This window comes from Arthrobacter sp. Y3221160 (genome assembly GCF_059092585.1).
This window is the reverse complement of sequence record NZ_JBNHHU010000001.1, coordinates 1554016-1579805: the sequence shown is the minus strand read 5'-3', so window position 1 is coordinate 1579805 and position 25790 is coordinate 1554016. Positions and strand designations below refer to the sequence as shown.

General features: G+C 69.3%; 24 protein-coding genes. 18 read left to right on the top strand and 6 right to left on the bottom strand.

All coding sequences use genetic code 11. The features are described from left to right. Positions 1 to 64: 64 nt before the first annotated feature. Positions 65 to 2257 carry a S9 family peptidase gene (locus AC5RWG_RS07315; protein ID WP_494166688.1) on the bottom strand — a complete coding sequence of 731 codons (2193 nt, stop codon included), beginning with the start codon at positions 2255 to 2257 and terminating at the stop codon, positions 65 to 67. Between the two features lie 193 nt (positions 2258 to 2450). Here AC5RWG_RS07315 and paaA point away from each other — a divergent pair, with 193 nt between their 5' ends. From paaA to AC5RWG_RS07275, 8 genes are all read left to right on the top strand, one after another. Then, complete coding sequence (gene paaA / locus AC5RWG_RS07310; protein ID WP_494000610.1) at positions 2451 to 3443, top strand: 1,2-phenylacetyl-CoA epoxidase subunit PaaA; 993 nt, start codon at positions 2451 to 2453, stop codon at positions 3441 to 3443. 24 nt (positions 3444 to 3467) lie between these two features. Next, entirely contained in the window at positions 3468 to 3797 is a 330-nt protein-coding gene (gene paaB, locus AC5RWG_RS07305; RefSeq protein WP_494001295.1) for a 1,2-phenylacetyl-CoA epoxidase subunit PaaB, read from the top strand. After that, the gene (gene paaC, locus AC5RWG_RS07300; RefSeq protein WP_494000609.1) at positions 3794 to 4621 is read left to right on the top strand and encodes a 1,2-phenylacetyl-CoA epoxidase subunit PaaC; all 828 of its coding nucleotides are present in this window, start codon (positions 3794 to 3796) and stop codon (positions 4619 to 4621) included. Before paaB ends, paaC begins: the two co-directional genes overlap by 4 nt. Before the next feature lie 32 nt (positions 4622 to 4653). Then, a complete protein-coding gene (gene paaD, locus AC5RWG_RS07295; RefSeq protein WP_494000608.1) occupies positions 4654 to 5190 on the top strand; it encodes a 1,2-phenylacetyl-CoA epoxidase subunit PaaD in 537 nt (178 codons plus the stop codon). Then, entirely contained in the window at positions 5191 to 6345 is a 1155-nt protein-coding gene (paaE, locus tag AC5RWG_RS07290) for a 1,2-phenylacetyl-CoA epoxidase subunit PaaE (protein ID WP_494000607.1), read from the top strand. A 41-nt stretch (positions 6346 to 6386) separates the two neighbouring features. Then, positions 6387 to 7154, top strand: a complete 768-nt coding sequence (locus AC5RWG_RS07285; RefSeq protein ID WP_494001294.1) for an enoyl-CoA hydratase/isomerase family protein — start codon at positions 6387 to 6389, stop codon at positions 7152 to 7154. A gap of 129 nt (positions 7155 to 7283) precedes the next feature. Further along, a complete protein-coding gene (locus tag AC5RWG_RS07280) occupies positions 7284 to 8243 on the top strand; it encodes a 2-hydroxyacid dehydrogenase (protein WP_494166687.1) in 960 nt (319 codons plus the stop codon). A gap of 120 nt (positions 8244 to 8363) precedes the next feature. Continuing rightward, positions 8364 to 8999 carry a dihydrofolate reductase family protein gene (locus tag AC5RWG_RS07275; protein ID WP_494166686.1) on the top strand — a complete coding sequence of 212 codons (636 nt, stop codon included), beginning with the start codon at positions 8364 to 8366 and terminating at the stop codon, positions 8997 to 8999. 11 nt (positions 9000 to 9010) lie between these two features. Here the strand turns inward: AC5RWG_RS07275 and AC5RWG_RS07270 are convergent, their stop codons facing one another. After that, positions 9011 to 9472, bottom strand: a complete 462-nt coding sequence (locus tag AC5RWG_RS07270) for an Lrp/AsnC family transcriptional regulator (protein WP_493978019.1) — start codon at positions 9470 to 9472, stop codon at positions 9011 to 9013. A gap of 250 nt (positions 9473 to 9722) precedes the next feature. Between AC5RWG_RS07270 and pdhA the strand changes: the two genes are divergently transcribed. From pdhA to AC5RWG_RS07245, 5 genes are all read left to right on the top strand, one after another. Next, positions 9723 to 10847, top strand: coding sequence for a pyruvate dehydrogenase (acetyl-transferring) E1 component subunit alpha (gene pdhA / locus AC5RWG_RS07265; RefSeq protein ID WP_494167104.1), 1125 nt, complete (start codon positions 9723 to 9725; stop codon positions 10845 to 10847). 28 nt (positions 10848 to 10875) lie between these two features. Continuing rightward, positions 10876 to 11922, top strand: coding sequence for an alpha-ketoacid dehydrogenase subunit beta (locus AC5RWG_RS07260; protein WP_494000604.1), 1047 nt, complete (start codon positions 10876 to 10878; stop codon positions 11920 to 11922). A 2-nt stretch (positions 11923 to 11924) separates the two neighbouring features. After that, entirely contained in the window at positions 11925 to 13517 is a 1593-nt protein-coding gene (locus tag AC5RWG_RS07255) for a dihydrolipoamide acetyltransferase family protein (protein WP_494166685.1), read from the top strand. Positions 13518 to 13605: 88 nt separating this feature from the next. After that, a complete protein-coding gene (locus AC5RWG_RS07250; RefSeq protein WP_494000602.1) occupies positions 13606 to 13821 on the top strand; it encodes a hypothetical protein in 216 nt (71 codons plus the stop codon). A 145-nt stretch (positions 13822 to 13966) separates the two neighbouring features. Beyond that, positions 13967 to 14830: an MBL fold metallo-hydrolase gene (locus AC5RWG_RS07245; protein WP_494166684.1), complete on the top strand. Its 864-nt coding sequence runs from the start codon at positions 13967 to 13969 to the stop codon at positions 14828 to 14830. 79 nt (positions 14831 to 14909) lie between these two features. On the opposite strand, the gene AC5RWG_RS07240 is transcribed toward AC5RWG_RS07245, so the two are convergent. Beyond that, positions 14910 to 15482, bottom strand: coding sequence for a GNAT family N-acetyltransferase (locus tag AC5RWG_RS07240; RefSeq protein ID WP_494049496.1), 573 nt, complete (start codon positions 15480 to 15482; stop codon positions 14910 to 14912). Positions 15483 to 15605: 123 nt separating this feature from the next. Beyond that, entirely contained in the window at positions 15606 to 16517 is a 912-nt protein-coding gene (locus AC5RWG_RS07235) for a phosphatase PAP2 family protein (RefSeq protein ID WP_494166683.1), read from the bottom strand. Positions 16518 to 16583: 66 nt separating this feature from the next. On the opposite strand from AC5RWG_RS07235, the gene AC5RWG_RS07230 reads away from it, so the two are divergent. From AC5RWG_RS07230 to menD, 5 genes are all read left to right on the top strand, one after another. Beyond that, the gene (locus tag AC5RWG_RS07230; RefSeq protein ID WP_494166682.1) at positions 16584 to 17615 is read left to right on the top strand and encodes an o-succinylbenzoate synthase; all 1032 of its coding nucleotides are present in this window, start codon (positions 16584 to 16586) and stop codon (positions 17613 to 17615) included. A gap of 323 nt (positions 17616 to 17938) precedes the next feature. Then, positions 17939 to 19042, top strand: a complete 1104-nt coding sequence (locus AC5RWG_RS07225; protein ID WP_494166681.1) for a DUF222 domain-containing protein — start codon at positions 17939 to 17941, stop codon at positions 19040 to 19042. 346 nt (positions 19043 to 19388) lie between these two features. Further along, complete coding sequence (locus AC5RWG_RS07220) at positions 19389 to 19988, top strand: HNH endonuclease signature motif containing protein (protein ID WP_494166680.1); 600 nt, start codon at positions 19389 to 19391, stop codon at positions 19986 to 19988. Between the two features lie 236 nt (positions 19989 to 20224). Next, on the top strand, positions 20225 to 22297 hold the full coding sequence (locus tag AC5RWG_RS07215; protein WP_494166679.1) for a PhoX family protein: 2073 nt from the start codon (positions 20225 to 20227) through the stop codon (positions 22295 to 22297). 70 nt (positions 22298 to 22367) lie between these two features. Further along, positions 22368 to 24188, top strand: coding sequence for a 2-succinyl-5-enolpyruvyl-6-hydroxy-3-cyclohexene-1-carboxylic-acid synthase (gene menD, locus AC5RWG_RS07210; RefSeq protein WP_494166678.1), 1821 nt, complete (start codon positions 22368 to 22370; stop codon positions 24186 to 24188). 49 nt (positions 24189 to 24237) lie between these two features. Here menD and AC5RWG_RS07205 read toward each other — a convergent pair whose 3' ends face one another. Next, positions 24238 to 24993: an amino acid ABC transporter ATP-binding protein gene (locus tag AC5RWG_RS07205; RefSeq protein WP_494000594.1), complete on the bottom strand. Its 756-nt coding sequence runs from the start codon at positions 24991 to 24993 to the stop codon at positions 24238 to 24240. A 4-nt stretch (positions 24994 to 24997) separates the two neighbouring features. Further along, positions 24998 to 25783 (bottom strand): amino acid ABC transporter permease, encoded by a 786-nt coding sequence (locus AC5RWG_RS07200; protein WP_494000593.1) that lies wholly within the window; start codon positions 25781 to 25783, stop codon positions 24998 to 25000. Positions 25784 to 25790: the final 7 nt, after the last annotated feature.

The window sequence follows — 25790 nt, the reverse complement described above, 5'->3', positions numbered from 1 at the left end:
GAATGTTCATTAGGTAATCCTGATTTGTGATTCAAGTCAAGGCGGCCGGGCAGCGCCGGGCGGGTTAGGCCGGCTCGGTGGCGCCGATCGCGTCGAGGGCGAAGGCGTAATCCCAGGCCCGGTCCTTCCAGGCCTCGTACCGTCCGGACGCGCCGCCGTGGCCGGCGTCCATCTCGGTCTTGAGCACGATCGGCTCGGTGCCGGTTGTGGCCTCCCGCAGGGCCGCCACCCACTTGGCCGGCTCCACGTACAGCACCCGGGTGTCGTTGAAGCTGGTGACCGCGGCGATCTTCGGATACGCGGCCGGCCGGACATTCTCGTAGGGCGTGTACGACTTCATGTACGCGTAGACCTCCGGGTCCGTGATCGGGTTGCCCCACTCCTCCCACTCCAGCGCCGAAAGCGGCAGGTCCGGGTCCAGGATCGAGGTCAGCGCGTCGACGAAGGGCACCTGCGCCACGATCGCCGCGTACTTCTCCGGCGCCAGGTTGGCGACGGCGCCCATCAGCAGGCCGCCGGCGGAGCCGCCCATGGCCGCGATCCGTCCCGGCTCCGCCCAGCCCGAGGCCGCCAGCCACTCGGTGGCGGCGACGAAGTCCGTGAAGGTGTTCTTCTTGCGCAGCTTCTTGCCGTCCTCGTACCAGTGCCGGCCCATCTCGCCGCCGCCGCGGACGTGCGCCACCACGTAGACCACGCCGCGGTCCAGCAGCGACAGCCGCGCCGTGCTGAACGCCGGGTCCATGCTCACCTCGTAGCTGCCGTAGGCGTAGACCAGCGCCGGGTTGCTGCCGTCACGCCGCACCGAGGCCTTGCGGACCACCGACAGCGGAATCCTCGTGCCGTCCGCCGCGGCCGCCCACTCCCGCCCGGCCACGTAGTCCGCCGGGTCGTAGCCGCCGAGCACCGGCGTTTCCTTGCGCAGGTGCAGCGTGCCGGTGGCCAGCTCGTAGTCGTAGATCCGCGGCGGCGTCAGGAACGAGGTGTAGGCCAGCCGGATCACCGGTGCCTCGTAGTCGGAACCGCCGACGCCGGCGGTGAACAATTCCTCGTCGAATGCCGGCTCCGCCGGGGCAGCCTGCGCGGCCGTGCCCAAACCGGCCAGAGGCAGCACCTGCACGCGTTCGATGGTGTCCTGGCGGATGGACAGCACCATATGGGTGGCGGTCACCCCGGCCCCGTTGACCCGCACGGCGTCGTCGTGCTCCACCACGGTGTCCCAGTGCTGCTCGGCCAGGGGCTTGGAGAACTCCGCGAGGTCGGCCAGCGAGACCATCGAGTTCACCGCGTCCTTGTTGTGGGTCAGCAGCACCTTTTGGGCGCCGTCCAGCAGGAGCGGCTCGGCGTCGTACAGCACCCGCTCGCCGCGCGGGATGAGCGTCCGCAGCCCGGCTTCCGGGGCGGAGAAGTCCAGCAGGCGCGTCTCGGAGTATTCGGAACAGCCGATCCCGATCACCAGGTGCCGGCGGTCGGAGGAGAGCTCGAACCCCATCCACATGGCCGGGTCGTCTTCCTGGTAAATCACGACGTCGGAGGCCGCCGGTGTGCCGATGGTGTGCGCCTTGATCTGGAACGGGCGCCAGGACTCGTCGACCACCGTGTAGAACACGCGGCTGCCGTCGGGATCGAACGCCAACGAGTAGAAGACGTTTTCCACGACGTCGTCCAACAGGTCGCCGGTGTCCAGGTCCTTGATCCTCAGGGTGAAGCGCTCGTCGCCGGCGAAGTCGGCGGCGTAGGCGTAGAGGCTGCCGTCTTTGGTCACGGCAGAGCCGCCCAGCGAAAAGAACGGCTTGCCCTCGGCCTCGGCATTGCCGTCCAGCAGCACCTGCTCGCCGGGCACCGGCCGGCCGGCGTCGACCTGCGGGGGAGTCCAATCGGCTGCCCGGTCGCCGGTGTCCGCGGCCCGGACCCGGCACTGGATGCCGTACTGCTTGCCCTCTTCCATCCGGCCGTAGTACCACCAGCCGTCCTTGCGGACCGGAACCGACAGGTCCGTTTCCTGAGTGCGGTTCTTGATTTCATTGAAAATGGCCTCGCGCAACGGCTGCTGGTGCCCGGTGACCGCCGCCGTGTAGGCGTTCTCCGCCTCCAGGTGCGCAACCACCTCCGGGCTCTCCTTGTCCCGCAGCCACTCATAGTTGTCCACGAAGACGTCGCCGTGATGGGAGCGCTCGACGGGAACCTTGCGGGGCGACGGCGGTTCCGGCAGGGCTGCGGGGGAGGAGGCGGGGACGGTTTCGGCGGGGCTGTGCGTCATGCCACCAATATATAGAGCCGGCCCGCCCCGCCGGACGGGTTCGGCTGAGGGTGGAAGCACCCGGCCGGAAGTTGATCCCGGCTGAACCCTGACGGCCGCCCTTGGCCTTGACGGTTGCGGAAAATGCGCTATATCCTGAACGAACGGTCGGTAATTATTTCGCGGCCGGATTTCGTACAGTGAGGTGACCATCGTGGCAACGCAGACCCAGGCCGGCGACTCCCAGTTGCACGCCGTGCCGTCCCCCGAGGACGAGGCCGGGAAGGCCTACTTTGACAAGATCATTGCCGAGGACTCCCGGATCGAGCCGGCCGACTGGATGCCGGAGAAGTACCGCAAGACACTGGTCCGGCAGATGTCCCAGCACGCGCACTCCGAGATCATCGGCATGCAGCCGGAGGCGAACTGGATTACCCGCGCGCCCAGCCTGAAGCGCAAGGCCATCCTGATGGCCAAGGTGCAGGACGAGGCCGGCCACGGCCTGTACCTCTACTCCGCCACCGAGACCCTGGGCACGCCCCGGCACGTCCTCAACCAGCAGCTGCTCGAGGGCAAGGCCAAGTACTCCTCGATCTTCAACTACCCGGCCAACAGCTGGGCGGACATGGGGGCCATCGGCTGGCTCGTCGACGGCGCCGCGATCGCCAACCAGGTGCCGCTGTGCCGGGCCTCCTACGGCCCCTACGGCCGGGCGATGGTGCGGATCTGCAAGGAAGAGTCCTTCCACCAGCGGCAGGGCTTCGAGATCCTGCTGGAACTGGCCAACGGCACCCCGGCGCAGAAGCAGATGGCCCAGGACGCGGTCAACCGCTTCTACGCCCCGGCGCTGATGATGTTCGGCCCCACGGACACCGACTCCCCGAACTCGCAGCAGTCGATGGCCTGGAACATCAAGCGCTTCTCCAACGACGAGCTGCGCTCGCGGTTCGTGGGGATGATCCAGGAACAGGTCAAGGTCCTGGGCCTGACCCTGCCCGATGACAAGATCCGCTACAACGAGGAAACCGGCATGTGGGAGCACGGCGAACTCAACTGGGACGAATTCTACGAAGTCCTCGCCGGCCGCGGCCCCTGCAACGCGCAGCGGATGGAGCGCCGCCGCGAGGCACACGAGAACGGCGCCTGGGTGCGCGAAGCAGCAGCCGCCTACGCGGACAAGAAGGCACAGAAAGCACAGGTGGCCTAGATGGCAACTGGAGACCAGACCGCAATGGCCCGACCCGTGGAGACGGCGACGGCGGAAGCCGCGTCGTCCGACAAGCAGCCCTGGCCGCTGTGGGAAGTATTCGTCCGCTCCTCGCGCGGGCTCTCCCACGTGCACGCCGGTTCGCTGCACGCCCCGGACGCCGAGATGGCCGTGCGCAACGCGCGGGATCTTTACACCAGGCGCAACGAAGGCGTCTCCCTCTGGGTGGTGCCGGCGTCGGCCATCGTGGCCAGCGATCCTGACGCGAAGGGCGAGTTCTTCGAATCCCCCAAGGGCAAGGACTACCGCCATGCCACGTACTACACGAAGAGCGAAGGGGTGAAGCACCTGTGAGCGGCGAAAGCGCCACCCGGATCACGCCGGGCAACGCCCTGCGCCCGGAGGACATCGCCGCGCAGGTGACCGAAGGCACGAAGGCCAGCCACGACGTCGGCGAGTACGCGTTGCGCCTCGGCGACGACGCCCTGATCCTGGCCCAGCGGCTGGGCTGGTGGATCTCCCGCGCGCCGGAGCTGGAAGAGGACGTCGCGCTCGCCAACATCGCGCTGGACCAGATCGGCCACGCCCGGTCGTTCCTGACCTACGCCGGCTCCGCCTGGGGCAAGTCCGAAGACGACCTGGCTTACTGGCGCGGGGAGAACGAGTTCCGCTCCAGCTACCTCGTCGAACAGCCCAACGGCGACTTCGGCAGGACGATCGCCCGCCAGTTGGTCATCGCCACGTACCAGCACGAGCTGTACTCGCGGCTGGTCGACTCGCAGGACGAGACCCTGGCGGCCATCGCGGCCAAGGCACTGAAGGAAGTGGACTACCACCGCGACCACGCGGCGCAGTGGACGCTGCGCCTGGGCGACGGCACGGAAGAGTCGCACCGGCGCATCGCCGCCGGCTTCCTCTCCATCTGGCCGTACGTGGAGCAGTTGTTCCTGGACGATGAGCTGATCGACCGGCTGCCCGGCATCGCGGTGCGGCCCTCGGAACTGCGCGAAGGCTTCGACGCCTTCATCGCGGACGTCTTCGCGGAGGCAACGCTGGAGGTCCCGGACGTCCAGCCCGCCATGACGGACAAGACCCGCGTCAAACACAGTGAACACCTGGGCTACCTGCTGGCTGAGATGCAGGTGCTGGCCCGCGAACACCCCGGCGCCACCTGGTAACCAGGCCGGCCATCGGAGTAACGGAGCTATTCATGTCCACCAATACGGCCCAACGGCCGGCAGGAACCGAAGCGGCGCGCGTCTGGGACGTCGCGGCCACCGTCTGTGACCCGGAGATCCCCGTGCTGAGCATCGAGGATCTGGGCATCCTGCGGTCCGTGTCGGTGCTGGATGAAACGGACGACGGCGGGCGGCCGGCCGTCGAGGTGACCATCACCCCGACCTACTCCGGCTGCCCGGCCATGGATGCCATCCGCGACGACATCGTCGCCGCGCTGGCGTCCGAGGGCTACGCCGACGTCCGGGTGAAGCAGGTGCTGGCCCCGGCCTGGACCACGGACTGGATGACCGCCGAGGGCAAGGCCAAGCTGAACGAGTACGGCATCGCCCCGCCGTCGGGCATGGCGCCGGTCCGCACCGGACCGGTCAGGCTGGGCCTGAGCGTCAAATGCCCGCGCTGCGATTCCCTCAACACCCGCGAGCTGTCCCGCTACGGCTCCACGTCGTGCAAGGCGCTGTACCAGTGCAACGACTGCCATGAACCCTTCGACTACTTCAAGGTGCTCTAGATGACTACTTCCACCACGGAGGCCACGGCCGTCAAGCGCCGCGCCACCTTCCACCCGCTGACCGTCGCCGAGGTCCGCAAGCTCACGGACGAGGCCGTCGAGGTCACGTTCGAGGTGCCGGAGGAACTGCACGGCCAGTACGATTACGTGCCCGGCCAGTACGTGGCGCTGCGCACCACGCTCGAAGGCCAGGAAATCCGGCGCAGCTACTCCATCTGCGCCGAGCCGAAGCCGGGCGAAATCCGGGTGGCGATCAAACGCGACATCGGCGGATTGTTCTCGAACTGGGCCAACGACCACCTCAAGGCCGGGGACGTCCTGGACGTCATGAGCCCCACCGGCGCCTTCATCTCCAAGCACCAGATGACGGAGATCAACCACCCCGAACAGATCAATGCCGACGCCGGGGCCACCTTCGTGGCGTTCGCCGCCGGGTCCGGCATCACGCCGGTGATCTCGATCGCGCGGACCGTGCTGGCCGCCAGCGACAGCGTCCGGTTCGACCTGGTCTACGCGAACAAGGCCGCCATGGACGTGATGTTCGTGGAGGAACTGGCCGACCTGAAGGACAAATACCCCACCCGCTTCGCGCTGCACCACGTGCTCTCCCGCGAACAGCGCATTTCGCCGCTGCTTTCCGGCAGGATCGACGCCGAGAAGCTGACCAGCCTGTTCGACAACGTGCTCCGCACCGACGACGTGGACGAATGGTTCCTCTGCGGCCCCTACGAACTGGTGCAGCTGTGCCGCGACACCCTGGCCGAACGCGGCGTGCCGGCCGAGAAGATCCGCTTCGAGCTGTTCAGCACCGGCGAGCCGACCAAACCGCAGGGCAACATCGGCCGGCCGGTGCAGCTCGACCCCAGCGCGGACAACTACGAGATCAACTTCCGGCTGGACGGGCTCTCCGGCACGGTCGCTTCGCCCAAGCATGCCCGGGAGTCGGTGCTCAACGCCGCGCTGCGCGTCCGCCCGGACGTTCCGTTCGCCTGCGCCGGCGGCGTCTGCGGCACCTGCCGCGCCAAGGTTGTCTCCGGCACGTTCACCATGGAGGAGAACTACGCGCTGGAACCGGACGAGATCGAGCGCGGCTACGTGCTGACCTGCCAGACCCACCCCACCGGCGACGAAATCACCGTCGACTACGACGCCTGACCGATCTTTAACAGCACCGACCCCGAAGGAGTCCCATGAGCATGATTGAGCTGTCCATCCAGGACAACATCGCCGAAGTGGTGCTCAACGCACCGGGCAAGATGAATGCGCTGGACGAACAGGCGGTCCATGATCTGGGCAAGGCGTACGACGACGCCGCCGCCGCCGGCGTCCGGGCGCTGCTGCTCCGCGGCGAGGGCCGCGGCTTCTGCGCCGGCCGCGACATCTCCGCGGTGGACCCGGCCACCGACGATGCCTACGGTTACCTGTCCGGCGTCGTCACCCCGGTGCTGCGGAAGATGGCGGAGTTCCCCGCGCCCACCTTCGCCGCAGCGCAGGGGGCGGCGCTCGGCGTCGGGCTCGGCCTGCTGATCGCCACCGATGTGGTGTACGTGGCCGACAGCGCCAAGATCGGCTCGCCGTTCGCCAACCTGGGTGCCACCCTGGATTCGGGCGGGCACTGGCTGTTCACCGAGCGGCTCGGCGCGCACCGCACGCTGGACCTGATCTACACCGCCGAGCTGATGAGCGGCGAGGAAGCGGTGAGGGCCGGGCTGTTCAGCCGGGCCATGCCTGCGGACGAGCTGCTGGAGACCACCCGCGGCATCGTGGGCAAGGTGGCACAGGGCGCCACCGGCGCGTTCCGGGCGTCCAAGGAGCTGGTGGCGAACATCCGCGACCAGCGGCTGGGCCTGTGGCTCGCCACCGAAGAGGAAAACGCCGCGCAGGGCCGGCTGTGCAAGAGCGACGACTACGCCGAAGGCTTCAAGGCCTTCCAGGAGAAGCGCAAGCCGGTCTTCAAGGGCTGACGGCGGGCCGAGGCCGGTGCCGCGCGGTATCGGCCGCGCGATGAGCCTCTGCCCGCGCGGACGGAGGGTAGGCTTCCAGGCGAAGCCCGTTCGCGCCGCCGGGCTGCCGGCCTCTGCTCCAGGAGTCACATGAATGCCGCCCCGCCTGCCGTCACCACCGTCGCCTGCCCCGACCGGGACCTGATGGCCGCCCTGGAACCCCTGCCCGCGGGGATCCGCACCGTCTATTGGGATTTCGACGGCGACCCCGAGGACGCGCGGCCCGAACAGATCGAGGCCGTGGTGCTGCCGTACCCGGACATGTCCCGGGCCGTCGCCCGCCTGCCGAAGCTGGCGAACCTGCAGCTGGTGCAGGCCCAAACCACCGGGGTTGACGGGATAGCCGCCGTCGTCGGACCGGACGTCGCCATCGCCAGCGCGGCGGGAGTGCACGCCGCCGCCACCGCCGAACTCGCCGTCGGGCTCGTGCTTGCCTCCTTGCGCGGGATCGACGTCGCCGCGCGGGACCAGCCCGAGGGCCGGTGGCGCCACGTGCGACGGCCCTCGCTGGCGGACCGCAAGGTGCTGCTCGTCGGCGTGGGCGGCATCGGCCGGGAAATCGCGCGCCGGCTGGAGCCCTTCGACGTGCAGCTGACCCGGGTGGGGACCCGCGCCCGGGACGACGGCAACGGCCACGTCCACGGCACGGACGAGTTGACCGAACTGGCGGCGTCCCACGAGGTGCTGATCCTCATCACACCCCTGACGGAAGCCACCCGCGGGCTGATCGATGCGGCGGTACTGGCGGCCCTCCCGGACGGTGCGCTGGTGGTCAACGTCGCGCGCGGGGCGGTGGTCGACACGGCGGCCCTGACCGCGGAAGTCGTCTCCGGCCGGCTGAGGTGCGCGTTGGACGTCACCGATCCCGAACCGCTGCCGCCGGACCACCCGCTGTGGCGGGCCGGCAACGCGCTGATCACCCCGCACCTGGGCGGCGACACCACGGCGTTCGAACCGCGGATCGTCCGGCTCCTGAAGAATCAGCTGGCGGCGGTCGCGGCCGGCCGGGCGCCGCAGAACCTGGTGCAGCCGGGCCGCTTTCGACCCTGAGCCCCCGAATGCCCCGCCCGTGGCCTGCCGAGGCGCCCGGGTCTGGACAACCGTCCCGGCCCGAGGGCAGGATGAAGGCGGCGCGTCGGGGGCGGCGTTACGCGCCGGGAGGGAAGACCCATGGGCATCATCGTGGCCAACATGTTCCTCACCCTCGACGGCGTGTACCAGTCGCCGGGCGCGGCCGACGAGGACCCGGAGGGCGGCTTCGACTACGGCGGCTGGCAGGCGCCGTTCTTCGACGAAGCATCCGGCGAGGCGATCGGGGCGGTCATCGACCGGATCGACGCGCTGCTGCTCGGGCGGAAGACCTACGACATCTTCGCGTCCTACTGGCCCAATGCCGGCGAGGACTCTCCGATCGCGGTGAAGTTCAACGCGGTGCCGAAGTACGTCGTGTCGACGACGCTCACCGAGCCTGCCTGGGCGGGCACGACCGCCTTGCACGATGCGATGGCGGCCGCCCACCTTCGCGAGCGGCACGACGAGGTGCACGTGTTCGGCAGCGGCGACCTGTTGCAGTCGTTGTTCACCGAGGACGTGGTCGGCCGCCTCAACCTCTTCCTGTATCCGCTCACGGTGGGCAGCGGGAAGCGGCTCTTCGGCTCCGGCACCATCCCGGCCTCCTTCCGCCTCGCCGGCCCCGCCCGCACCTTTGAGAAGGGCGCGGTGGCCCTGGTGTATGAGCGTGCGGGCGAGGTCGAGACCGGCAACATGAACGAGGTCGCGGCGCCCCCGGACGGGAACGGCGGCTGAGCGCGCGCGCTTCAGCGGGTGTCCAGGTCCTCGAATACCAGGAAGGTCTGGGTGTCGAGGATCCCGGGCATGGACTGGATTTGGTCAAAGATGACCCGGCGCAGGTCCACGTTGTCCACGGCACGGACCAGCAGGATGACATCGAAGTTCCCGCCGACCAGGGCGATGTGGTGCACCTCGGGAATGGCGCGCAGGGCTTCGCGCAGCTCGCGCCAGGAGTGCTGGCGCAGCTTCAGGGTCACGTAGGCGGATGCCTTCAGTCCCGCCTTAATCGGGTCCACCAACGCCGTGAACTTGGTCAGCACGCCCGCCTCGGTCAGCCGGGCGATGCGCGAGTAGGCGTGGGCGCGGGAGATGTGCACGTTTTCGGCGACCGCGGTCACGGACAGCCGGCCGTCCCGGGTCAGCTCCGCCAGGATCCGGCGGTCGATCTCGTCCAGTTGCGGGACCTTTGCGGCGGCACCGTTGGCCATCTGTCTACACCTCGCGGGGTTATCCAGCTCACATTAACAATTCGTCTCCAAGACTACGGTTAGACAGGCAGATAATCCACGTTTTCCTGCATAAGTGGATACGAAAAGTAGCCGAATCCATACTAAAGCTACACAGTTTCTTCACCAGAGCCGCCCGCGCCGTGCGGGGCGGCAGGCAACGGCGCCCGCCGACCAAGGATTCGAGGGAGACACCATGACCATCTCAACCGGTAACCCGATCGAGGGATCGATGTCCGACCCGTCCGGCCGCCCCGGCATGGATGATCAGGTCACCGCCGAGGCCTACATGCTGCCCTCCGGGCAGCCCGTGCAGCTGGTGGACCCGGACGGCCGGCACGTGCACAACGACAAGTACCCGCTGCCCGACGGCGAGGCCCTGCTGGGCGCCTACCGCGAACTGGTGGTCGGCCGCCGCGTCAACGACCAGGCCAACGCCCTGGTCCGCCAGGGCAGGCTGGCGGTCTACCCCTCATCGCACGGGCAGGAGGCCTGCCAGGTGGCGGCGGCCCTGTGCCTGGGCCGGGACGACTGGCTGTTCCCCACCTACCGCGACACCGTCGCCGTGATCGCCAAGGGCGTCGACCCGGTGCAGACCCTGACCCTGCTGCAGGGCGACTGGCACGGCGGCTACGACCCCTACGAGCACAAGGTGTCCATCCAGGCCACGCCGCTGGCCACTCAGCTGCTGCACGCCGTCGGCGTCGCCCACGCCGCCAAACTCAAGGGCGAGGACACCGTCGTCGTCGCGCTCTGCGGTGACGGGGCCACCAGCGAGGGCGACTTCCACGAGGCGCTGAACTTCGCCGCCGTGTTCCACCTCCCGGTGGTGTTCTTCGTGCAGAACAACCAGTACGCCATCTCCGTCCCGCTCAATAAGCAAACCGTGGCGCCGTCGCTGGCGCACAAGGCCATCGGCTACGGCATGCCGGGCGAGCGCGTGGACGGCAACGACACCGCCGCGTTGCTGTCCGTACTCGGCAAGGCCGTGACCCGGGCCCGCGACGGCGGCGGCCCCGCCCTGGTCGAGGCGCACACGTACCGGATGCAGTCGCACACCAACGCCGACGACGCCACCCGCTACCGCACCGACGACGAAGTGGCCGAGTGGGCGCCGAAGGACCCGCTGGTGCGCCTGCGGACATACCTCAAGGAACTGCACCTCCTGGACGAGGCCCTCGAAAAGGAAATCGCCGAGCGGGCGGAAACCGTGGCCGCGCAGATGCGCGACGGACTCAACGCCGAGACCGACGTGGACCCGGAGGACCTGTTCCGCTTCGTCTTCACCGAAAAGACCAGCCAGCTGCGCGAGCAGGCCGCCATGCTCCGCGACGAGCTCTCGCGCGAGTCGGCCTGAGCGCCGCCGCCGACCAAAAGGACACAGCATGAGCACAACAATGACGTTCGCCAAGGCGCTGAACACGGCCTTGGCCGATGAGATGGAAGCCGACCGCTCCGTCGTCGTCTTCGGTGAAGACGTAGGCCCGCTGGGCGGCGTCTTCCGCATCACCGACGGCCTCACCAAGCGGTTCGGCGAGGAACGCTGCTTCGATACCCCGCTGGCCGAATCGGGCATCATGGGCATGGCGATCGGCATGGCGATGAACGGCCTCCGCCCGGTGGTGGAGATGCAGTTCGACGCGTTCGCCTACCCGGCGTTCGAGCAGGTGGTCTCGCACGTGGCCAAGATGCCCAACCGGACCCGCGGCAGGGTCAAGCTGCCGATGGTGATCCGGATTCCGTATGCCGGCGGGATCGGGGGAGTGGAGCACCACTGCGACTCCTCGGAGTCCTACTACGCGCACACGCCGGGCCTGACCGTGGTGGCGCCGGCCACGGTGGAGGACGCCTACACCATGCTCCGCGAGGCCATCCGCTTCCCGGATCCGGTGGTGTTCCTGGAGCCGAAGAAGCTCTACTTCTCCAAGGAGCAGCTGGACCTCGAAGCGCTGCAGTCACAGTGGGCCGCGTCGGAGACCGTGCAGGGATCCGGGGCGGGGCAGGCCGGAACCTCAGGATCGGGCATCGGCCGCGCCGTCGTCGCCCGCGAGGGAACCGACGCCACGCTGATTACCTACGGTCCGTCCGTGCCCACCGTCATGCAGGCCGCCGCGGCCGCCGCCGAGGAGGGGCGCTCGCTGGAGGTCATTGATATCCGGTCGATCGTGCCGTTCGACGATGAAACCGTGATGGCCTCGGTGCGCAAAACCGGCCGCGCCGTGGTCGTCGCCGAAGCCCCCGGTTTCGCGTCCGTCGCCTCAGAGATCGTGGCGCGCGTGCAGGAGCGCTGCTTCCACTCGCTGGCCGCCCCGGTGCTGCGCGTGACCGGTTTCGATATTCCGTATCCCGCGCCGAAGCTGGAGCGGCACTACCTGCCCAGCGTGGACCGCATCCTGGACGCGGTGGATGAACTTCAGTGGGAGGACGCGTAGCCATGTCGCGACAGGTGTTCAAACTGCCCGACCTCGGCGAGGGCCTGACCGAGGCCGAACTGGTGAACTGGCTGGTCAAGGTCGGCGACGAGATCCGCGTGGACCAGCCGGTCGCCGAAGTGGAGACCGCCAAGTCCATGGTGGAGGTGCCCAGCCCGTTCGCGGGGACCGTCGCTGTGCTGCACGGCGCGGCCGGCGACACCCTGGACGTGGGCAAGCCCCTCATCTCCGTCGACGCTCCGGGCTACGTGCACGACGACGGCGCCCAGGCTGCCGCGCCGCAGGCACCCCGGGCGGGGGAGGCTGCCGCCGCGGTCGCGGCGGGAGACGCTCCCGACCCGGACCGCGCGGGGCCAGGCGCCGGCCATCCCGACGGCGAGGCCTACCGGAGGGAGGAGCGCGCCGGCATCCAGGAGCCTGCCGAATCCGGCTCCGGCAACGTGCTGATCGGCTACGGCACACCCGGCGGGTCGGCCGGGTCCAAGCGCACCCGCAAACCGAAGACCGGCCGCGTTGCCGTGGCGACCCCTCCGGCGGCCGCCCCGACGGCGGTGGCCTCCCCGACGGCGGTGGCCGCCCCGACGGCGGTGGCCTCCCCGGCGGTAGCTCCGACGACCGCGGCAACGCAGGAGGAACCCGTGCCGGCCGCGAGCGGACGGGCCCCGCTGGTCATCTCGCCCCTGGTCCGCAAGCTGGCCCGCGACTCGGGTCTCCGCTTGACCGACATCACCGGCACGGGCCCGGACGGCATGGTGCTGCGCAAGGACGTGGAGGCCGCGCTGGCCGTAGCACCTTCCCCCGCCACCGGCGTGGCCAGTGCCCCGGCCCCTGCCACCCGCGTCGCCGGAGCCCCGGCGGAGGGCCGCACGGCGGGTGCCGCCGATACCGACGCCCGTACCGGCCTGGGCATCGCCACCCGCACCCCGATGAAGGGCGTGCGGAAGACCGTGGCCCAGGCGATGTCGCGCAGCCGCAGCGAAATCCCCGAGGCCACCGTCTGGGTGGACGTGGACGCCACCGCCCTGCTGCAGATGCGCGCCGACCTCAAGCGCCGCGATCCGGAGAACACCCCGGGGCTGCTGGCCTTCATCGCGCGGTTCGTGCTGGCCGGCCTGGCCAAATATCCGGAGTTGAACACCCGTGTGGAAGGCGAGGAGATCGTCGGCTTCGACGGTGTCAACCTCGGCTTCGCCGCCCAGACCGATCGCGGGCTGATGGTGCCCAGCGTGCGCAATGCCGACAGACTCAGCGCCCGGCAGCTGGATACCGAGATCAGGCGGCTCACCGCCGTCGCCCGCGACGGCAAGGCCACGCCGGCCGAGCTGACCAGGGGCACCTTCACGCTGAACAACTACGGCGTGTTCGGCGTGGACGGCAGCGCCGCCATCATCAACTACCCGGAGGTGGCGATCCTCGGCGTCGGCCGGATCATCGACAAGCCGTGGGTGGTGGACGGACAGCTGGCGGTCCGGAAGGTGACCGAACTGGTGCTGGCCTTCGACCACCGCGTCTGCGACGGCGGCATCGCGGGCGGTTTCCTGCGCTACGTGGCGGACGCGATCGAAAACCCCGGCAGCGTCCTCGCCGACCTGTAGCAGCTCCCCGCCGGCCGGCGCCCGACCGGCCGGCGGCAGCCCGAAATTATCCCTAGCTGGCCCGTCCCGCCGGCGCTACCCTTAGGGCATGGTCACTCTGCCAGAGGCGTACAAAAAGTACCTCTCCCGCCTGTCTGCACACCATGCCGAGGCGCTGCGGCCGGTGTTCCTCGAGTCGGCCGCCGAGGGGGAACACGGCGTGATGGTCCGTGGCATGGGCTCCAAGCATGTGCAGGCCTACGTCGACGACTCCGTGCCGTTCGGCGAGGTGCGCGAGGTGCTTCGCTCCGTTCACGAACTCTAGCGCGGGACGCTCGCCAGGAGGCCGCAGCCAGTCGGCCGCGGTCTGGTGGCTGGGTGTGCCGGAGTGGTCGGCACGGTACCGTGGCAGGATCAGGCTGCGCCGTCCGCGCGGCCGGTGTTCGACGCGACGGAGGGTGACGACCCTGATGAGCGATGCCGCCCGATCAGAGGACAAGGCCGGGGAGTCGGCGGACAAGGCCGGGGAGCCCGCGGAATGTGTGCAGGTGGCACCCGGCAATTACGTGATCAGGACCCGGGAGTATCTGTTGAACTCCGGGCTGGTCGTCGGCAGGAACAAGGCCTTGGTGGTGGATACCGGTGCCGGGCCGCGGCAGGCACGGCGGATTTACGCGGCCGTACGCGCACTGACCAAGCTGCCGCTCGTCGTCGTGAATACGCATTTCCACTATGACCACGTCTTTGGCAACGCCTACTTTGCGGCCCAGGGCGTGCAGGACTTTTACGCCCACCGCAATTGCGCGCACGACGTCGCAGAGAACGGCGTTCTCCAGCGTGAGGCAGTCGGGGAAACGGAACCCGAAATGGCGGCCGGCGACGGGGAGCATACCGGGATCAAGATGCCCAACAAGCTGGTGGACACGGAAACCACCGTCGACCTGGGCGAGGTCAGCGTCAAGCTCTTCTATCTGGGCCGCGGCCACACCGACGGTGACCTGCTGGTCGGTTCGCCCACCACGCTTTTTGCAGGCGATCTGGTGGAGCAGGGTGCCCCGCCCGCCTTCGAAGATTCCTACCCGCGAGACTGGGTGGAAGCGCTGCGCCGGATCTCCGGGCTGCGGCACGAGTACGACGTGCTGGTGCCCGGCCACGGCCAGACCGTCAGCGACGCCTACGTGAAGAACATGTGCGAGACCATGACACTGGCCGTCCGGATGGGTGAACAGGCCAGCCGCGACACTCCCGCGGACTCCACCAAGGCCATCCCGATCCTGCCCTACGGACCCGTGCAGTCCCGCGCCCTGCTGCAGCGCCTCAGCGCCAACCGGTAAGGGGAGTGGCGGCGGGGCGAGCGGGGCGCGGCGGCGGCGCGGCGCCGGGTGGTGGGGGGCGGCGTCGGAAAGGCGTGCGTCAGCCCAGTTCCAGCCGCATGAGCACGCGCGGGAACCCGTTTACCACCGAGTCGGTGTCTGCCGCCTTCGTGAAGCCGGCCTGTTCGAAGAGCTTTCGCGTGCCGACGTAGGCCATGGTCAGGTCGACCTTCTTGCCCTCGTTGTCGACGGGGTAGCCCTCAATCGCGGGGGCACCATGCCGGCGCGCCAAGTCGACGGCGCCCGCGAGCAGATGATGCGAGATCCCCTTGCCGCGATGCCCTGGACGCACCCGGATGCACCACGCCGACCACACATCGACGTCGTCCACGTGCGGGATCTTTCGGTTGCGCGCGAAGGCCGTGTCCGCCCGGGGATGCACGGCGGCCCAGCCGACCACCTCGTCGCCGTCGTAGGCGAGCACCCCCGGCGGCGGGTCCTGCCCGCACAAGCGCTCGACGAGGGCCGCTCGATCCTCGCCCCGCAGCGAGGCGTTGTCTTTCGACGGAAGGCGGTAGCTGAGGCACCAGCAGACGTTCGCATCGGCGCGCTTTGGCCCCAGCATGGCTTTCACATCGCCGAAGACCGTTGCCGGACGCACCTCGATGGCCATGGAATCACACTGCCACCGCCATCCTGTGCTGGCAACGCTCGGAGGCTGGCCGCTGGCAATGCTCCGGGGCCCCGCCGCCGGCCGGCCCCGAGCCCGGCCGTTGCTGCCGTTCCCACGCGTGGCCTAATGCCGGCGCGACTGGAGGCCGAACAGCCAGGTCAGCAGGGCGCTGAGCAGCATCCCGGTGCCGGTGATCAGGCCCATGCCGGCCCAGAAAAACAACGGGAACCTGCCGGTGCCGGGGACGGGTGCCGCGCCGGCCTGTTGCGCGAGCAGGTAGAGTCCCGCGGCGGCGCCGATGCCCAGCACGGCCAGCAGCCAGCACAGCCGCGGCCACCACGCGGACGCCGCCCAGAAGCTGCCGTAGCCGGACCAGATGTTCCAGTCGCTGCCCCGCCGCAGCACGACCGAACCGGCGGCCAGCACCCAAAAGCCGGCCACCAAAAAGGCCGCCACCACGTCCGCCGGGCGGTGCCAGCCGTTGATCAAGGTAGCGGCACCGGCCAGCACGGCATACAAACCACCCGCGGCTGCAGCGAACGGCCGCCAGCGGGGCGAGACCACCAGGAAAATGGCCAGGGCCGCAGCGGTGGCGATGGTGGTGTGCCCCGACGGCAGCGAATTGTGTTCCAGCGTGGGCACGCCGCGGTCGGGCCGGTCCAGAACAAGGTTTTTCAGGATCCACGTCGTCGCCGCCGACGCCGCGACCACCCCAACGCCGACCACCGCCGGCCCCCACCGGCGTCGTACCAAGGCCGCCACCAGCAGCACGACGGCCGCCACGGCGACGGAGATATCCGGCAGCAGGTCCAGGAAGTCCAGGAAAACGCCGCGGCCCAGCCGCCAGCCGGAGTCCGCCTCCGCCCAGGCCGATTCGTCGGCGAACTGCCCGGTGGTGGTGCGGACGAAGGCGTAGTAGTTCAGCACAAAGGCTCCCGCGCACAACAGTGCTCCCAGCCAGAACAGGGCAGGAGCGTGCGCCGCCGGACGGCTGGGCGCGGGCCGGGAGCGGACACGGGAACGCTGCGGAGTCATCGATTCTAGGGTCGCACACAATGCTGACAGCTTCCGGGAAGGGCGGCCGCCGTACAGTTGGAGGTGATGACACCGCACCAGATTTCCGATGTTTCCGGGCTTTCCGACCGGCCGGAGCTCCCCGACCTCGCCGACCTGCTCGCCACCGCACGCGTGGTGTCCCTGCCGATGAAGGTCCGGTTCCGCGGGGTGATGCAGCGCGAGGTGCTGCTGTTGGAGGGCCCGGCTGGCTGGGCGGAGTTCTCGCCCTTTCTCGAGTACGACGACGACGAAGCAGCCGCCTGGCTGGCGGCCGCGGTGGAGGCGGGCTGGCGGGGTTTCCCGGCCCCGGTCCGGGACAGCGTCCCCGTCAACGCCACGGTGCCCGCGGTGGCGTTGACGGAGGTACCCGGCGTGTTGGCCCGCTACGACGGTGCGCAGACGGTGAAGATCAAGGTTGCCGAAACCGGTCAGGACATCGACCAGGACGTGGCCCGCGTCGCCGCGGTGCGTGCCGCAGCCCCGCACGCTGCGCTCCGGGTAGATGCCAACGGCGGCTGGGATGTGCCCGCGGCGGTGGAGGCGTTGACCCGGCTGGCCGGGTATTCGCTGGAGTACGCCGAGCAGCCTGTCGCCGACATCGCCGGGCTGCGCGCCGTGCGGACCGAGCTGCGGCGGCGCGGGATCGCCACCCCGATCGCGGCCGACGAAAGCGTGCGCAAGGCCGCCGACCCCTTGCGGGTGGCCCGCGAAGACGCCGCCGACCTGATCGTGGTCAAGGTGCAGCCCCTCGGGGGCGTGTGGCGGGCGCTGGAGATCGTCGCACAAGCCGGGCTCCCCGCCGTCGTGAGTTCCGCCTTGGACTCCTCCGTGGGAATCCGTGCCGGCGTGGCGTTGGCTGCGGCGCTGCCGGAACTTCCCTTTGCCTGCGGGTTGGCGACGGTGTCCCTGATGGACGCGGACGTGGCGGCGGAACCGCTCGTGCCGGTGGCCGGCCGCCTCCCGGTGCGCGACGTGGTGCCCGACCCGGACCTGCTGGATCGTCTTGCGGCGCCCGAGGACCGGCGGCAATGGTGGCTGGAGCGCCTGACGCGGACGTACCGGCTGCTGGAGCCGTGACGTAGGGGCGGGGGAACGGCCCCGCCAGAAACCGTTTTGGCGGCCGGGGGACGTGCCGAAAGAGCAGGGGGATTGGCAGCCACGGACCTCGCCTGCGGGCCCGCTGGAGCAGTGAAGCGTCTGTGCTCCGGAGGTGCTTCGGGGCTGCGGAAGGCAGCCCCCCGGAACAACTCAGGGTTTGGGCTCGGTTCTATATACGCGGCTCCTCAAAAGCTGAATGTGAGCTTCAATCGTCCGAACGCAGTCTGACCTTGCCAACTCCATCCACTGCGCCATCGAAACGCGGCCCTCAAACTGTCGGAGGCGGCCGGTAGCGTGACGATATGGAGGGCGAGGGCGACGAGCTTCGGTTCCCGGTTCCGGGACAGGGACTGGTGATGGACCTTGGGGTGCCCTCGCGTCCGGACAGTTCGCTGCTGGAGGCGCTGCTGCAGCACGTGGTGGCAGAGGCACTGCTCCGGCGTTATGGCATCGGGCCTGATCGCGCCGAACTATTTCCCGCGGCCGCTGAATTTGGTGCGTCTGCCGCCGCCGAGGCGGCCAACACTGCAGAGACTCCTTCGCCGACCGAAGCCAACGGCGGCGGGCAGCCAGCCATGCCCGAGGATCCCGGAGCATCCCAGGAATCTGGCACCGGACAACCGACGGCCGGGACCACCGAAGAGGGAGTAGGCCTGCCCGTGGTGCCGGAGGACGCCGGTGGCGATCCTGTCATGCCCGAGGGCGGGGTGGGGGTGCCTGCCGTGCTGGCCGGTTTGTTGGCGGTGGTGGAGCCGGCGGAACTGGATGACGTGCAGACCATGGATTATCTTTTGGCTGCCGCGCGGGTGGAGGCGTGGGTGCAGTCGTGCCGGGTGAAGGCGTTGGACCGCTTCGCCCGGCTGCGTCCCGGTGTTGGCGGGGACCGGGACCCGGAAGGCTTTTCCCGCTTCGCGCACCACGAGATCTCGGCGCACCTGTGCACCGGTGACGCCGCGGCGCGGGCCATGCTGGCCGACGCGCGGCAGATCTGCACGCACTTGCCGGGCACTCTCGAGGCGATGGGCCGCGGGGACCTGGACTTGCCGCGCGCGAAGGCGCTGGCCCGCGGCTGCGCTGACCTGCCGGCCGAATGCCTGCCGGATTTTGAGGCCGCGGTGCTGCCCGGCGCCGGGGACGTCACACTGGATACGGTGCGGTCCCGTGCCCGGCGGATGCGGGACCGGCTGCACCCGGAATCCTTGGCGCAGCGGCACCGGCGGGCGAACGAGTCCCGGGACGTGCAACTGACCGACCAGGACGACGGGATGGCCGAACTGTGGATCCGCACCAGCGCGGACAAGGCGCATCTGGTCTTCGACCGGATCCAGGCCACGGCCCGCTCCCTCCAAGGCCCGGGTGAGACCAGGACCCTGCCCCAACTCCGCGCCGATGTGTTCTGGACCTAATGCTCGGCCGCACCTGCCCGGCCGGCACCCCGAACATGGATGCAGCGGAAGACACGGTGCTGGCAGCACCGGAGCCGGCCGCGGCACCGGCAGAACCGGCCGCGGCACTGGCACCAGCCGGCAGCGGAAGCGGCAGGTTCGCTGAAGACTCCGTGGGGAACGGCACTGTTGCGACCCCTCCGCCGGCCCCGGTCGGCGGAGGTACCCGGACCGCACCCGGCAGCGGCAGCGGCGGTAACTGCGGCGGTGCGGGGCCGGGGATGCTGGTCACGGTGCCCCTGGCCACGCTGCTGGGGCTGGGCGAGGAGCCCGGTGACCTGGCCGGGCCGGCCCGATCTCGGCGGACATGGGACGGGAACTGGCCCAGCTGGCCAGGTCCTGGCTGCCGTTGCTCACCGACGACCACGGCCAGGCGATCGCTGCCGCCCGGCAACTGCGGATTCCGCCCGAATGGCTCAAACGCCTGGTCCGTGTCCGAGACCGGCACTGCCGCTTCCCCGGCTGCCGCCGCGCGGCCAGGTACTGCGAGATCGACCATGTCCGCGGGTGGGACGACGGCGGGATAACTGTGCCGGAAAACCTGCAGTGCCTGTGCAGCGCCCACCACGCGGCGAAGACCGCCGGGCACGCCCGGGCCGAGGCCGGCCCACACGGTCAGGTCACGTGGACCACGCGCACCGGCCACCGCAAGACCACCCACCCGGACGAGGGCTGGGACACCCTCCTGCCCCGGCCGAAGGAAACGGAAGCGGCAGCCACCGGCGAAAACGAAGACAACACCCGCGGCGCCAAAGGCACAGGCGGAGACACCGACGATGGCGCCACACAAGCAGCCGACGGCGCCGCCGCCCGCGACATCAGCGACCAAGCACCACAAAAACGTACGCTCGGCGGCATCGAACTGCCCGACGACAACAACGACCTGAACGCACCACCCCCATTCTGACCTCGGCGCTGCAATGCGCCTGGCCGATTCTGCGGGTGACACCTCTGACGCCGAGGCCACCCGTGAAGAAACTCGTTGCCTCGCCCTGGAAGAACGCGAAGCCTCGCGGTCCCGGCCCAGCCCGGCAAGGTGTTTTGCCTGCCGTTGGCCGAAAATTCACCACTGCTCGGCCTGCCGGTCGACTTCGATCAGCACACTGGAGGACGATCCCATAGTTCAATGCAGAAGGTGAAAACGTGACCGAAACCAAGAAGCGCTACCTGCCGATGCTGGGCCATGTGTCCGGAAAACGCAGCGCCGTGACCTGCGCGCTCAAGTGCGACAACGCCTGCGCCAAGGGCGTCTGCAACACCTCGGACAATAACTACTTCCGGGACATCGTCTCCGCCGAATACTCCCGCCGCCGGATGATGGGGCTGGGCGGCGCCGGCGCGCTGGCGCTGATGTTCGGCGGCGGGGCTGCCGCCGAGGCACAGGTTGGGCTGGCCCCGGCCGCCAAAGCCGGCCGCGGACCCGGCAACCGCAGCAAGCTGAAGTTCGACGGCATCAAGGCCGTGCCGAACAACGTGGACGACGTCGTGGTTCCCCGGGGCTACAACTGGAATCCGGTCATCCGCTGGGGAGACCCCCTGTTCCACGACAGCGCGGAGTTCGATCCGCAGAACCAGACCAAGGAGTCCCAGTCGGGCCAGTTCGGCTACAACAACGACTACCTGGACATCATCGAGATCCCGGGCAGCAACGGCAAGCGCGCGGTCTTGTTCGCCAACCACGAGTACACCAACGAGGGCATCATGTTCCCGCCGGACATGCCCGTCGAACGTCAGCGCGAGGTAGCCATGGCCGCGCACGGGCTGTCCGTGGTGGAACTGGAGCGCAAGGGCAAGGGCCAGCCGTGGACCTACGTCCGTGGGGCCAGGCTGAACCGCCGCTTCCTGATGGACACCGAATACGAACTGACCGGACCGGCTGCCGGCTCCGACCTGCTGAAGACGCAGGCCGATCCCACCGGCCGCATCGTGCTGGGAACGCAGAACAACTGCGCCGGCGGCACCACCCCGTGGGGGACGGTGCTCTCCGGCGAAGAGAACTTCAACCAGTACTTCAAGGTGTCCGCCCCGACCGCCGAGCAGCGCCGCTACGGCCTGACCAGCGCCAACCCGTCGCGCGGCTGGCACATCCCGGAGCCGCGCTTCGACACCGACCGGCCCGAGGGCAGGAACGAAGACAACCGGTTCGGCTGGATCGTCGAGGTGGACCCGTTCGATCCGACCTCCACCCCGCGCAAGCACACCGCCCTGGGACGGTTCAAGCACGAGGGCGCCAACGTGACCATCGCCGCCTCCGGCCACGCGGTGTCCTACTCCGGCGACGACGAGCGCTTCGACTACCTGTACAAGTTCGTCTCCAAGGGCACCTACCGCGAGGGCGACAAGAAGCACAACATGACCCTGCTGACCGAGGGCGACCTCTACGTGGCCAGCTTCAAGGGCAATTCCCCGCAAAACCAGATCGACGGCTCCGGCGTGCTGCCCTCCGACGGTGCGTTCGACGGCACCGGGCACTGGATCCAGCTGACCCGCGACGGCGAATCGCTGGTGCCGGGCATGCGGATCGACCAGGTGCTGGTGTACACCCGGCTCGCCGCCGACGCCATGGGTGCCACCAAGATGGACCGCCCGGAGGACGTGGAGATCAACCCGGCGACCGGCAAGATCTACATGGCCTGCACCAACAACACCGCCCGGACCCGCGCGCAGGTGGACGAGCCCAACCCCCGGGCCAACAACCGCCACGGCCACATCATCGAAATGACCGAGACCGGTGACCAGACCTCCACCGAGTTCACCTGGCAGCTGATCCTGGTGGCGGGCGATCCGGCGGTGGACGATTCGGTCTACTTCAGCGGCTACCCGGCCGACCAGGTGCAGCCGATCTCCTGCCCGGACAACCTGGCCTTCGACTCGGCCGGTAACCTGTGGGTCTCCACCGATGGGCAGCCCGGGACCATCCAGCGCAACGACGCTCTCTTCCGGGTCACGCTCGAAGGACAGGAGCGCGGCAAGGTGGAGCAGTTCATGGCCGTTCCCATCGATGCCGAGACCTGCGGCCCGCTGATCCACGACGACGACGGGCTGGTGTTCGTCGCCGTCCAGCACCCGGGCGAGGACGGCAGTTGGGGAGCCCAGCGCTCCCTGTTCCCGGACTACGTCGGGGACGGGCGCCGCGCCAAGCCGGGCGACGCCGCGATGCCCCGGCCGTCCGTGATCCAGATGTTCAAGGGCAAGAACGGGCACATCAAGCGCTAGCCCGGCCCCGGCCGACGGAAGGCAGCCGGCCGCGTCCCTCGGGGCGCGGCCGTCTGCTTACCATGAGGGGGTGACTGCGCAGCTGAGCTCGATGGATACCGCCCGACTGGCCGTGAAGGCCTTGGTCTGGGGCGGAGTGCGCGACGTCGTCATCGCGCCGGGTTCGCGCAGCGCCCCGCTGGCGTACGCTCTCGCCGAGGCCGAAACACATGGCGACCTGCGGCTGCACGTCCGCATCGATGAGCGGGGCGCGGCGTTTACCGCGCTCGGGCTCTCGCTGGGCTCGTTGCGCCCGGTTCCGGTCGTCACAACCTCCGGAACGGCGGTGGGCGAACTGTTGCCGGCGGTGATGGAAGCCAATCACGCCGGCGTGGAACTGGTGGTGCTCTCCGCCGACCGCCCGGCCGAAATGCGCGGCACCGGTGCCAACCAGACCACGGTGCAGCACGGCCTGTTCGGCATCCATGTGCGCTCCGCCGTGGACATCCCGGCCGGAGACGACCCGACGGACGCCATCCGCACCAGCCTCCTCAACGCGAAGGGCATCCCGGCGGCCGCAACGGCCGACCTGCTCTCGCTGGCGGCCACGCCGTCGGCGGCTAACGCAGCGACCACGGCGGCCGAAACGGCGGCGCATCCGGGTGCGGTCGGTCCCGTGCACATCAATCTCGCGTTCCGCGACCCGCTGTTCCCGGATACGGATACGGATACGGCTACTGATCACGCCGCGGCGCCGGTGCCTGCAATGGACGACGGCGCCGCCTCGGCACCGGGGGCGATAGCACCACCCGGGCGGGCCACCAGTTGGAACGCGGGCCAGACGGAACCGCCGATCCACGCGACCGAGGAACGCCGCACCGTAGTCGTGGCCGGACACGGTGCGGGAGCCGGAGCCGAAGCCTTCGCGCGTGCACACGGGCTGCCGCTGCTGGCCGAACCGTCCTCCAACGCTAGGTTCGGCCCGAACGCCATCGGCCCCTACCGCCTGCTGCTGGGCCACCTCGGGTCACAGATCGAACGGGCCGTGGTCTTTGGCCGCCCGACGCTCTCGCGGCCGGTGTCCGCCCTGCTGGCGCGGGAGGACGTCCAGGCCGCGCTGTTCCAGCCGGATCCGGTCCCCTGGTACGAGCCCGGGCGCCGACGGGAGCGGGTGATTTCCGAGCCGGCGGACCTGTCGATCTTCTCGGGCCAGGGGTCCGGCGCGTGGTTGCGGCTCTGGCGGGACGCCGCCGATGCGGCCGATGCGGCCCTGATCAAACGCGTGGACGTCGAACCGGAGCTGACGGGCCTGCGGGTCGCACGATCGGTCTGGCTCCACACCCGTGGCCGGCTGGTGCTCGGTTCGTCCAACCCGATCCGCGACGTGGACCTGGCCGGAACGCCCACTGACATTCCGAACGCTTTCGTGCACGCCAACCGTGGGGTGGCCGGCATCGACGGCACCGTGGCGACTGCGGCGGGCATCGCGCTGGGAGCACGAACCGGAACCCGGGCCCTCATGGGCGACCTGACCTTCCTGCACGACGCCGGATCGCTGCTGCTCGGACCCGGGGAGCCCGAACCCGACCTGCAGATCGTGGTGGTCAACGATTCCGGCGGCGGGATCTTCTCGACCCTGGAACACGGAAAGGTGGGGGAGCACGCGGCGTTCACGTCCGCCGTCGAACGCCTCTTCGGCACCCCGCACCGCGCGGACCTTGCCTCGCTGGCGGCTGGCTACGGGGTCCGGCACCGGCTGGTCAAGGACGCGGACGAACTGGACTCCGTCCTCTCCGAGCCGGTGGCCGGGCGCAGCGTGGTGGAGGTGCGCACCGACCGAAGCCGGCTGCGGGCCGTGCACGCGGAAGTGGCGGCCGCCGTCGCGACCGCCACCTCCCGTCTGCTTTGGTGAGCTGCCCGGTGTGCTGGGGCGAGCTGCCCGGTGTGCTGGTTGAGCCTGCTCAGAGGACCTTCGAGAGGAACGCCTTGGTGCGTTCGTGCTGCGGGTTGGCCAGCACGTCCTCGGGCTTGCCCTGCTCCACCACCACGCCGCCGTCCATGAAGACCACGCGGTCACCCACCTCGCGGGCGAAGCCCATCTCGTGCGTGACCACCATCATGGTCATGCCCTCGTCCGCCAGCTTGCGCATGACCTCCAGCACGTCGCCCACCAGTTCGGGGTCCAGCGCCGAGGTGGGCTCGTCGAAGAGCATCATGTCCGGGTTCATGGACAGGGCGCGCGCGATGGCCACCCGCTGCTGCTGCCCGCCGGAGAGCTGGGCGGGGTAGGCGTTCTCGCGGTTTGCCAGCCCTACCTTCTCCAGGTTCTTGCGGGCGACTTCCATGGCTTCGGCCTTGCCGCGCTTCTTGGCCCGGCGCTGGGCCAGGGTGAGGTTGTCCAGGACGTTCAGGTGCGGGAACAGGTTGAACTGCTGGAACACCATGCCGATCCGGGTGCGGACCCGGTCCAGGTCCGTTTCCGGGTCGGTGATGTCCACGCCTTCCACCAGGACGGTGCCGCTGGTGGGCTCCTCGAGCCGGTTCACGCAGCGCAGCAAGGTGGACTTGCCGGAGCCCGAGGGCCCGATCACGCAGACCACTTCGCCCTGGTTCACATGGAAGTCGATGCCCTTGAGGACCTCGTTGTTGCCGAAGTTCTTGCAGAGGTCCTTGACCTCGATGGCCGGCCTGTCGTGGCGCAGGGATTCTTCAGTCATGGGGTTACCGGCTCCTGTTGTTGCGCTTCTCCAGCCAGGCGACCAGCTGGGTGAGCGGCAAGGTGATGATCAGGTACATGAGCGCCGCGGCGACCAGGGGTGTGGCATTGGCGAATTGGGAGACGCCGTCGCGGGCAAAAGTCGTGAGTTCCCGATTGCCCAGGGCCATGCCGGCGATGAAGAGCAGCGAGGTGTCCTTGATCAGGATGACCAGCTCATTGGTCAGCGGCGGCGTGACGATGCGCACCGCCTGCGGCAGCACCACGGAGACCATGGTCCAGCTCGGGTTCATGCCCAGCGAGCGGGCCGCCTCCCGCTGCCCGGCGGGGACGGCCTCGATGCCGGCGCGGAGTGTCTCGGCAATGTAGGCGGCGGAGACGACGATCAGACCGATCAGCCCGGCCCCGGTGCTGCCTCCCGGCGGACGCCACTGGAACGCGATCGGGACCGCGAAGGCGAAGCCGAAGATCACCAGCAGGGCAGGCAGGCCGCGGAACAGCTCGATGTAGGCGGTCGCCACCCACCGGTAGGGCGCCACGGGCGAGAGCTTCATGAGCGCCAAAAGGAGACCGAAAAGCAGGCCGCCGACGAAGGCAATCAGGGTGTAGACGACCGTGTTCTTGGCCGCCGTGACGATGATGGTGGGGAACTGCTCACCCAGGACTTCCGGGTTCAGGAAGCTCGTGCGGATGGCCTCCCAATCGGCCACCAGGGCGACGGCGGCGACGGCGGCGATGAAGATGGCGTAAAGGACCCCGCGGAAAAGTCGGCGGCGGGTCGAAGGTTTCACTGGTGAT

Excerpts from the sequence above, each read along its gene's own strand:
- AC5RWG_RS07315 (WP_494166688.1), bottom strand. The coding sequence starts at position 2,257 with ATGACGCACAGCCCCGCCGAAACCGTCCCCGCCTCCTCCCCCGCAGCC.
- paaB (WP_494001295.1), top strand. The coding sequence starts at position 3,468 with ATGGCCCGACCCGTGGAGACGGCGACGGCGGAAGCCGCGTCGTCCGAC.
- paaD (WP_494000608.1), top strand. The coding sequence starts at position 4,654 with ATGTCCACCAATACGGCCCAACGGCCGGCAGGAACCGAAGCGGCGCGC.
- paaE (WP_494000607.1), top strand. The coding sequence starts at position 5,191 with ATGACTACTTCCACCACGGAGGCCACGGCCGTCAAGCGCCGCGCCACC.
- AC5RWG_RS07285 (WP_494001294.1), top strand. The coding sequence starts at position 6,387 with ATGATTGAGCTGTCCATCCAGGACAACATCGCCGAAGTGGTGCTCAAC.
- AC5RWG_RS07280 (WP_494166687.1), top strand. The coding sequence starts at position 7,284 with ATGAATGCCGCCCCGCCTGCCGTCACCACCGTCGCCTGCCCCGACCGG.
- AC5RWG_RS07275 (WP_494166686.1), top strand. The coding sequence starts at position 8,364 with ATGGGCATCATCGTGGCCAACATGTTCCTCACCCTCGACGGCGTGTAC.
- AC5RWG_RS07270 (WP_493978019.1), bottom strand. The coding sequence starts at position 9,472 with ATGGCCAACGGTGCCGCCGCAAAGGTCCCGCAACTGGACGAGATCGAC.
- pdhA (WP_494167104.1), top strand. The coding sequence starts at position 9,723 with ATGTCCGACCCGTCCGGCCGCCCCGGCATGGATGATCAGGTCACCGCC.
- AC5RWG_RS07260 (WP_494000604.1), top strand. The coding sequence starts at position 10,876 with ATGAGCACAACAATGACGTTCGCCAAGGCGCTGAACACGGCCTTGGCC.
- AC5RWG_RS07255 (WP_494166685.1), top strand. The coding sequence starts at position 11,925 with ATGTCGCGACAGGTGTTCAAACTGCCCGACCTCGGCGAGGGCCTGACC.
- AC5RWG_RS07250 (WP_494000602.1), top strand. The coding sequence starts at position 13,606 with ATGGTCACTCTGCCAGAGGCGTACAAAAAGTACCTCTCCCGCCTGTCT.
- AC5RWG_RS07245 (WP_494166684.1), top strand. The coding sequence starts at position 13,967 with ATGAGCGATGCCGCCCGATCAGAGGACAAGGCCGGGGAGTCGGCGGAC.
- AC5RWG_RS07240 (WP_494049496.1), bottom strand. The coding sequence starts at position 15,482 with ATGGCCATCGAGGTGCGTCCGGCAACGGTCTTCGGCGATGTGAAAGCC.
- AC5RWG_RS07235 (WP_494166683.1), bottom strand. The coding sequence starts at position 16,517 with ATGACTCCGCAGCGTTCCCGTGTCCGCTCCCGGCCCGCGCCCAGCCGT.
- AC5RWG_RS07230 (WP_494166682.1), top strand. The coding sequence starts at position 16,584 with ATGACACCGCACCAGATTTCCGATGTTTCCGGGCTTTCCGACCGGCCG.
- AC5RWG_RS07225 (WP_494166681.1), top strand. The coding sequence starts at position 17,939 with ATGGAGGGCGAGGGCGACGAGCTTCGGTTCCCGGTTCCGGGACAGGGA.
- AC5RWG_RS07220 (WP_494166680.1), top strand. The coding sequence starts at position 19,389 with ATGGGACGGGAACTGGCCCAGCTGGCCAGGTCCTGGCTGCCGTTGCTC.
- AC5RWG_RS07205 (WP_494000594.1), bottom strand. The coding sequence starts at position 24,993 with ATGACTGAAGAATCCCTGCGCCACGACAGGCCGGCCATCGAGGTCAAG.